The organism is Microbulbifer mangrovi (assembly GCF_002009015.1).
Classification (GTDB): Bacteria; Pseudomonadota; Gammaproteobacteria; order Pseudomonadales; family Cellvibrionaceae; genus Microbulbifer; species Microbulbifer mangrovi.
Map to the genome: position 1 here is coordinate 1 of NZ_LZDE01000185.1, position 6,379 is coordinate 6,379.

The following is a 6,379-nucleotide window of genomic DNA, read 5'->3' on the forward strand; positions in this document are numbered from 1 at the left end:
CGTGTCGCCATCGCCCGCGCCCTATACCAGCAGCCGGAACTGATTCTGGCTGATGAGCCTGTATCTGCGATGGACCCGGTGCTGGCGACACACACACTGAATTTGCTGCAGCAGGAAGCGAAACAACGCAACGCGACCCTGATAGTGAGTCTTCACAATCTGGAACTGGCGATGGGACTGTTTCCCCGGGTAATCGGCCTGCGCGACGGGGCCATACTTTTCGACAAGCCGGTGGAAGAAATCACCACCGGCGAGCTGGACCGGCTCTATGCCAACGAACAGCTGCAACCCGCAGTCAACCATAACGACCAGGATCAACCGCCGTGGCAACCACTGACGCCACCGCGCTGCTGAACCTGATGCTTGGCCTGCCGCAATGACGCGACACAGCATACAAGCGGCTGTGGATCGCCCGGGATGGCAGCAGCGCGATCCGGCGCTGCTGCCGCGCCTGCTGCTGTCCCTCGTGGCACTGCTGCTGTTGTGGCCGGGACTGCATTTCAGTGAACTGAACCCGGGCGTGTTATTCGATCGCGATAGCACCCAGGCCATGGGCACATTGCTCCACGGCGCCTGGCCACCGGCACATAACCGCGAGTTTCTCGAGCTCCTGTGGCAATCGACGCTGGAAACGCTCGCCATTGCCATGGCCGGCATCGCACTGGCACTGCCTCTCGCCTTCGCCGCGGCCCTGCTGGTTACCCGCGCCCTGTCTCGCTCAGCATTGCACCGGCGCGGCCACCCCTCGCTGCTGGGTCGCGGACTGCGCCTGCCGGTGCGTGCATTGCTGGTTTTGCTGCGCAGCGTGCCGGAAATCGTGTGGGCGTTGCTGTTCGTGCGCGCGGTGGGGCTAGGCCCGACCGCCGGCGTGCTGGCAATCACCATTACCTATGTGGGCATGCTGGGAAAAGTCTACGGAGAAATTTTTGAATCCGTGGACAGGCGGCCGGCAGAAGCTCTGATCGGCGCCGGCGCGTCCCGGTTTACCGCATTCCTGTATGGCGTATTGCCCAATGCCGCCGGCGAGATGCTGTCCTATACGGTCTATCGCTGGGAGTGCGCCCTGCGCGCCTCGGTGGTGATGGGATTTGTCGGTGCCGGTGGCCTGGGACAGCAGCTGGAGCTTTCCCTGCGTATGTTTGCGGGCAATGAAGTCGTGACAATACTGCTGGTATTTCTGCTACTGGTTTTGATCGCCGACCAGATCAGTCGCCTGTTGCGGAGCCGGCTGCTATGACCCCGGAAACGACCCCAGAAATACCCCCGGAAAAATATCCGTTCCGATGGGGCAACCTGCTCCTGCTGTCGGCCATCCTCAGCGCGATAGTCGCCGCCTTTTACTTTCTTGCTATCGACTTTTCCGCGCTGGGGGAACCTGCAACCCTGCACGCAATGGCTGGGTATTTTGCGGAGTTCCTGCAACCGGATCTGTCCCCCGCCTTTTTGCAGGCCGTGGGCAAGGCCGCGCTGGAGACCATCGCCATGTCCGCTATGGGTACTTTGCTGGCGGCGCTGCTGGGTGCCTGCCTCGCGCTACCTGCAGCGGGATATTGGGGCTGGATAATGAAAGCGGGCGCACGCGCTGCTCTCAATGCGCTGCGTTCGGTTCCGGAACTGGTGTGGGCGGCATTGATGGTTCTGGCCGCAGGACTGGGGCCCAACGCTGGCACCCTGGCACTCGCCCTGCACACTACCGGCGTACTGGGTCGCCTGTTTGCCGAGGCGCTCGAGAACACCCCGACAACAGCCGCCGATGCGGTACGCTATTGCGGAGGCTCCCGAACCACGGCGTTCCTATACGGCACACTGCCGATTCTGTGGCCCCAGTGGTCCGCGTACACCCTGTACCGCTGGGAAAACAATATCCGTATTTCCAGTGTGCTCGGCTTCGTCGGCGCCGGAGGGCTCGGGCAGATGCTGTATATCCATTTGAGCCTGTTTCAGCAGTCACAGGCAGCGACCGTCATCCTCGCCATCGTGATACTGGTATTTTCGGTGGACGGGCTCAGCCGGTGGTTAAGGCAGAAATATCTGGCGAAATAAACCATGCACAACCACTTGGCGAGCCAATCACCAGATCTGTGCAAAGGCTCGACCAGATATGCCTATGCCGTCTTATTTTCCAGCCAGTTGAATATGCTCGAGCGAACCCGGGGAAAGTTGCTGCCGCCCACGGTCCAGTGGCAGGCACCGTGCAGCTCCACCAACCTGGCAACAATAAAGTCCACATAGTCCTGCAGACTGGCTCGAGCCAGCCGGGCCTTGTCACCCTCGTCGTACGCCGACTTTTCCTTGTGGTATGGCAGGGTGGGCGCGTGCACCACATACCCCTGCTCCTCAAAAGCCTGCCGGAGTTCCGACAAGGTTTCCGCTGTACTCCACATACCGTGGATCAAGACTACCGGCGGCTTGGTGCTATCCACAGCGCTCATACCCAATACCCCTAACACTCAGTACGTCTAAGGCCCAGCGGTCAAGCTGTGGCCTCGACTTCCTGAGCCACGACTGGAGACGCCGCCCGCTCAAACTGCAATACGCCATCTGCGATCGGGTCTTCGGTCAGCGCCTTCTTGTCCTTGCCATAGTGCATGGTTACCACCCACGGAGCTCCCCTACCCTGACGCGGCATCCGGTCTTTGGCACGATCCATATAACCGGGTGCGAAACCGTCCAGCATGCCGACACCACTGGCATTGTTCTCGAGATCTACCGGTCGCGCTACGGAAAGCCCGTGTGTTTCCATATGTGCGAACAGGCTGCACAGATAGCGCCCGCCGATATCCGCCTTCAGGGTCCAGGGCGCGTTGGTATACCCGAAGATCCACCCGTAGTTGGGGAGATCCTGCACCATGATGCCCTTGTAAATCATTTTGCCCGGTACGCTTACCGGATTGCCATCCAGGCGGAACTCCATACCACCCATCAGCTGTACATCCAGGCCGGTAGCGGTAACGATCACATCCGCATCCAGGTGCTGGCCGGACTTCAGCATGATGCCGCTCTCGGTAAAGTGATCGATATGATCTGTAACGATATCTGCCTTGCCAGACCGCAGGGAAGTGAAGAAGTCACCGTCCGGCGCTGCGCACAGGCGTTGCTCCCAGGGATTGTAGCTTGGCGAGAAGTGGCGCATATCGAAGTCGGGACCGACCTGCTTGCGAACATGAGACAGCAACAATTTACGCATGGCGTTTGGCCACTTCCTGCAGGCCAGATACAGTCCGCGCTGCATCAGGATGTTGCGTTTTCTGGCAAGGTTGAACACCCACTTCTTCGGCAGGAATTTATTCAGTAGCATGGAAAGCTTGTCGGTACCCGGTACCGACATCACGTAGCTTGGCGAGCGCTGCAACATGGTCACACCGGCCGCATTGCCTGCCATGCTGGGCACCAGGGTAATGGCGGTTGCACCGCTGCCGATAACCACGACTTTTTTGCCGGTATAGTCGAACTTTTCCGGCCAGAACTGCGGGTGGACGATGTCACCCTTGAAGGATTCCTCACCGTCAAAGTGCGGCCGGTAACCCTGGTCAAAATTGTAATAGCCGGCGCAATTGATCAAAAATGCACAGGTAAATATTTTCTTATCACCGGACGGCTCGTGCACTGCGGTGACGGTCCAGCGCTGTCGCACCTCTGACCAATCGGCGCAGGTTATGGCGAGGCCATACTGCACCTTTTCTTCCAGACCGAATTCGGCTGCGGTTTCCTTGACGTAATTGCGGATATTGTCGCCTTCGGCCAGTACCTTGTCGGAATACCACGGTTTGAAGTTGAACCCGAAACTGGCCATATCGGAGTCTGAACGGATACCGGGGTAACGGAACAGGTCCCAGGTGCCCCCCATCCTTTCCCTGCGCTCGAGGATCGCAAGGCTCTTGTGCGGGTGTTCCGCGGCAATATGGCAGGCGGTACCTATGCCCGAAAGCCCGGCACCGATGATGATGGTGTCGTAATGCATCGCTGTCACAATGGTCTCCTTTTTTATATCTATTGATGACCAGACCCGAACAATATTTCAGAAATGCCGCTTGACAATATTGACGGATGACGACTATTTTTTGACAAATCGCGACAACACCCCAAAAGCTCGAGTGGCTTTAATCATGCAAACTGGAACACAGATTAGCGAGAAACCGGAGCGCCCGTGCCCAACCTGATCAGAGCCACCAACCTGTGGGGATACGACGATCTGGTCAGAAACCTGGGGGGAGATCCTCGTTTACTGCTCTCCAGACACCGGATTCCCCTAGCCGAAAATCGCGAAGACAATTCGTTCCTGATCTACCGCGATATGGCCGCGCTTTTCGAGGACACCACCAAAGTACTTGATTACCCCGAATTCGGCCTGAAGCTCGCCGAATATCAGGGCATGGATATTCTCGGGCCAATATCCGTGATCGCGCGCAGCTCTGCCAGCGTGGGGGAGGCCCTCTATAGCATTGCGCGATATTTACACCTGCATTGCCCGGCACTCGGTATACGCAGCACTTTCGAGGCACAGGGGCAGTTCCGGCATATCAAGCTCGAATACTGGATCGATGATGGCAGCGGCTATTCGATACAGGCCTACGAACTGGGACTCGCCAATGCCATGCAAGTCATGAAGCTGTTGTGCGGTGAGGCATTTAATCCACTCAGCACTTATTTCGTCCACGCCCAACTGGGCAGCGAAAAGACCTACCGCAAGGTATTTGGCAGCCCGGTGCATTTCAACCAGAGCTGGTGCGGCTTCCTGCTGCCCGACTCCACGCTGTCCATTCCGCTGTCGAGTGTGGACCACCAGACCCGGCAACTGGCGGAGCTCTACTTGGATGCGCAACAGCCCCCCTATACAAGCTCGGTCTCAGAGGATGTTGCCAGGTTGATCAGGAGTCTGTTGCCCACCGGCCAATGCAGCAGCGAGACGATTGCCTCACACCTGTCCATGCACAAGCGTACCCTGCAGCGCAGGCTGGCCAACGAGGGCGCCACCTATGAAAAGCTGCTGACCGCCGAAAGGCAGGTAATGGCCCGGAACTACCTCATGGAACCCAATCTCAAACTCAGTCAAATAGGCGGCCTGCTCGGATATTCGGAACAATCCGCCTTCAACCGCGCTTGCCGGGACTGGTTCGGTGCGACACCGCGCACCTATCGCGCGCAGTTACTGAATCAGCGCTGAGAGCGGCACCGGGCCACAGAGGGCAGCTTTCGATAATGTCTACCAATCGCTGTACATTCACCCGCCGTTCGGTAAATCTAAACAACACCTTCATCCCCAACCTAACAGGATCGACACAATGAAGAAAATCTCAGCGTTGATTGCCACCACCCTTCTGATGTCTACATCTGCCTTCGCCCAGCAACCGGATACCAGCGAGGCAAACAAAGCGAAAGAACGTGTTGCAGAGCATCGCGAGATGGCGGAAGGCAAGCGCGAAATGGCGGCCGAAAAGCAACTCAAGAAAGAAGATAAGCGCATGATGGCCGAAGAGAAGCGTGCCGCCGCAATGGAGAAAAAAGAAGCGCGCAAGGCTGACAAGGCAATGGAAGCGGAAGGGCAATCCACCGCAGCGAAAGAAGAAGCCAAGGGTCTGGAAGAGCAGCAGGCCAAGAAAGCAGAGCAAGTGCGCAAGGAAATGGATAAGGGCGCCGAACAGGGCCAGGCTGCCCGCGCGGAGAATAGTAAAAAGTGGTGGCAGTTCTGGAAGTGATGCCCCGCTAACGGCCCGGTCGGCGTAAGCCCCCTGCATCATGGATTGGGGGGCTGCACATGCTGAAGGCTTAGAGGTATCCCTCGGCCTTCAGGTCGGCCATGGTAGCCTCAGTGCTCTCGCGTAGGGTCGCCACCAGGAAGTCGATGTTTTCCTTGTTCCGGGTCAGCGGCGGAGACAGCACGTTCATGAGTGCCAGCGGGCGCACAATCAGTCCGCGGGCCTGACAGTGATCGGCGATGCGGTTACCCACCTTGGCGCCGGGTCGATCAGTTCCTTGGTTTCCTTATCGGCCACGTTGTCGATACACGTCATGTACTTGCGACCGCACACATCACCGACGATGGGCAGGTCGATCAGGGTTTTCACCTGTTCCTCGAAGTAGGCTCCCATATCCCGCACCAGGCCGCACAGGTTTTCACGCTCCATGATCTCGATATTTATCACGCCGGCAGCGCAGCACCGGAATAGGTAAAGCCGAGGGTAAACAGGGCGCCGTCTACCTGGGGCTTACTGATCACCTCGTAGATCTCGTCTGATAGGATGGTCGCGCCCAGCGGGAGGTAGCCAGAGGTCAGGCCTGTGGCACATGTGTTGATGTTCGGGACGATTCTAAAAATCTCGAACCCAAACAAATTGTTGATATTCATATTGTAAGGAGCACTGGTCTTACCCACAAAAAG

9 protein-coding genes and 1 pseudogene are annotated in these 6,379 nt (G+C 57.9%); 5 read left to right on the plus strand and 5 right to left on the minus strand.

The window, feature by feature from the left end; all coding sequences use genetic code 11:
* The 3 genes from B4U49_RS19435 to phnE form a co-directional block, all read left to right on the plus strand.
* Nucleotides 1-354 (plus strand): ATP-binding cassette domain-containing protein (locus B4U49_RS19435; protein ID WP_476703361.1); only part of this gene is annotated, 354 nt, incomplete at its 5' end.
* Nucleotides 355-376: 22 nt separating this feature from the next.
* Complete coding sequence (locus tag B4U49_RS01655; RefSeq protein ID WP_078082848.1) at nucleotides 377-1,237, plus strand: PhnE/PtxC family ABC transporter permease; 861 nt, start codon at nucleotides 377-379, stop codon at nucleotides 1,235-1,237.
* Nucleotides 1,234-2,043, plus strand: a complete 810-nt coding sequence (gene phnE / locus B4U49_RS01660) for a phosphonate ABC transporter, permease protein PhnE (protein ID WP_078082849.1) — start codon at nucleotides 1,234-1,236, stop codon at nucleotides 2,041-2,043. The genes B4U49_RS01655 and phnE overlap by 4 nt, the downstream gene beginning before the upstream one ends.
* Before the next feature lie 62 nt (nucleotides 2,044-2,105).
* Here the strand turns inward: phnE and B4U49_RS01665 are convergent, their stop codons facing one another.
* Together B4U49_RS01665 and B4U49_RS01670 are read right to left on the minus strand one after the other, a co-directional pair.
* Nucleotides 2,106-2,432: an esterase/lipase family protein gene (locus B4U49_RS01665; RefSeq protein ID WP_078082850.1), complete on the minus strand. Its 327-nt coding sequence runs from the start codon at nucleotides 2,430-2,432 to the stop codon at nucleotides 2,106-2,108.
* Nucleotides 2,433-2,473: 41 nt separating this feature from the next.
* Nucleotides 2,474-3,961 (minus strand): flavin-containing monooxygenase, encoded by a 1,488-nt coding sequence (locus B4U49_RS01670; RefSeq protein WP_204902963.1) that lies wholly within the window; start codon nucleotides 3,959-3,961, stop codon nucleotides 2,474-2,476.
* A 186-nt stretch (nucleotides 3,962-4,147) separates the two neighbouring features.
* On the opposite strand from B4U49_RS01670, the gene B4U49_RS01675 reads away from it, so the two are divergent.
* Together B4U49_RS01675 and B4U49_RS01680 are read left to right on the plus strand one after the other, a co-directional pair.
* Nucleotides 4,148-5,164, plus strand: coding sequence for an AraC family transcriptional regulator (locus B4U49_RS01675; RefSeq protein WP_078082852.1), 1,017 nt, complete (start codon nucleotides 4,148-4,150; stop codon nucleotides 5,162-5,164).
* Between the two features lie 118 nt (nucleotides 5,165-5,282).
* Nucleotides 5,283-5,696: a hypothetical protein gene (locus B4U49_RS01680; protein ID WP_078082853.1), complete on the plus strand. Its 414-nt coding sequence runs from the start codon at nucleotides 5,283-5,285 to the stop codon at nucleotides 5,694-5,696.
* 70 nt (nucleotides 5,697-5,766) lie between these two features.
* Here B4U49_RS01680 and B4U49_RS19215 read toward each other — a convergent pair whose 3' ends face one another.
* The 3 genes and pseudogenes from B4U49_RS19215 to B4U49_RS19225 all read right to left on the minus strand — a co-directional run.
* Nucleotides 5,767-5,949: a hypothetical protein gene (locus tag B4U49_RS19215; protein WP_204902961.1), complete on the minus strand. Its 183-nt coding sequence runs from the start codon at nucleotides 5,947-5,949 to the stop codon at nucleotides 5,767-5,769.
* Nucleotides 5,907-6,143 (minus strand): hypothetical protein, encoded by a 237-nt coding sequence (locus tag B4U49_RS19220; protein WP_204902962.1) that lies wholly within the window; start codon nucleotides 6,141-6,143, stop codon nucleotides 5,907-5,909. The genes B4U49_RS19215 and B4U49_RS19220 overlap by 43 nt, the downstream gene beginning before the upstream one ends.
* Nucleotides 6,140-6,379, minus strand: a pseudogene (locus B4U49_RS19225) (hypothetical protein); the annotation flags it as partial. The pseudogene B4U49_RS19225 and the gene B4U49_RS19220, both read right to left, overlap by 4 nt.

Coding starts and splice junctions, on each gene's coding strand:
- B4U49_RS01655 (WP_078082848.1), top strand. CDS start 377: ATGACGCGACACAGCATACAAGCGGCTGTGGATCGCCCGGGATGGCAG.
- phnE (WP_078082849.1), top strand. CDS start 1,234: ATGACCCCGGAAACGACCCCAGAAATACCCCCGGAAAAATATCCGTTC.
- B4U49_RS01665 (WP_078082850.1), bottom strand. CDS start 2,432: ATGAGCGCTGTGGATAGCACCAAGCCGCCGGTAGTCTTGATCCACGGT.
- B4U49_RS01670 (WP_204902963.1), bottom strand. CDS start 3,961: ATGCATTACGACACCATCATCATCGGTGCCGGGCTTTCGGGCATAGGT.
- B4U49_RS01680 (WP_078082853.1), top strand. CDS start 5,283: ATGAAGAAAATCTCAGCGTTGATTGCCACCACCCTTCTGATGTCTACA.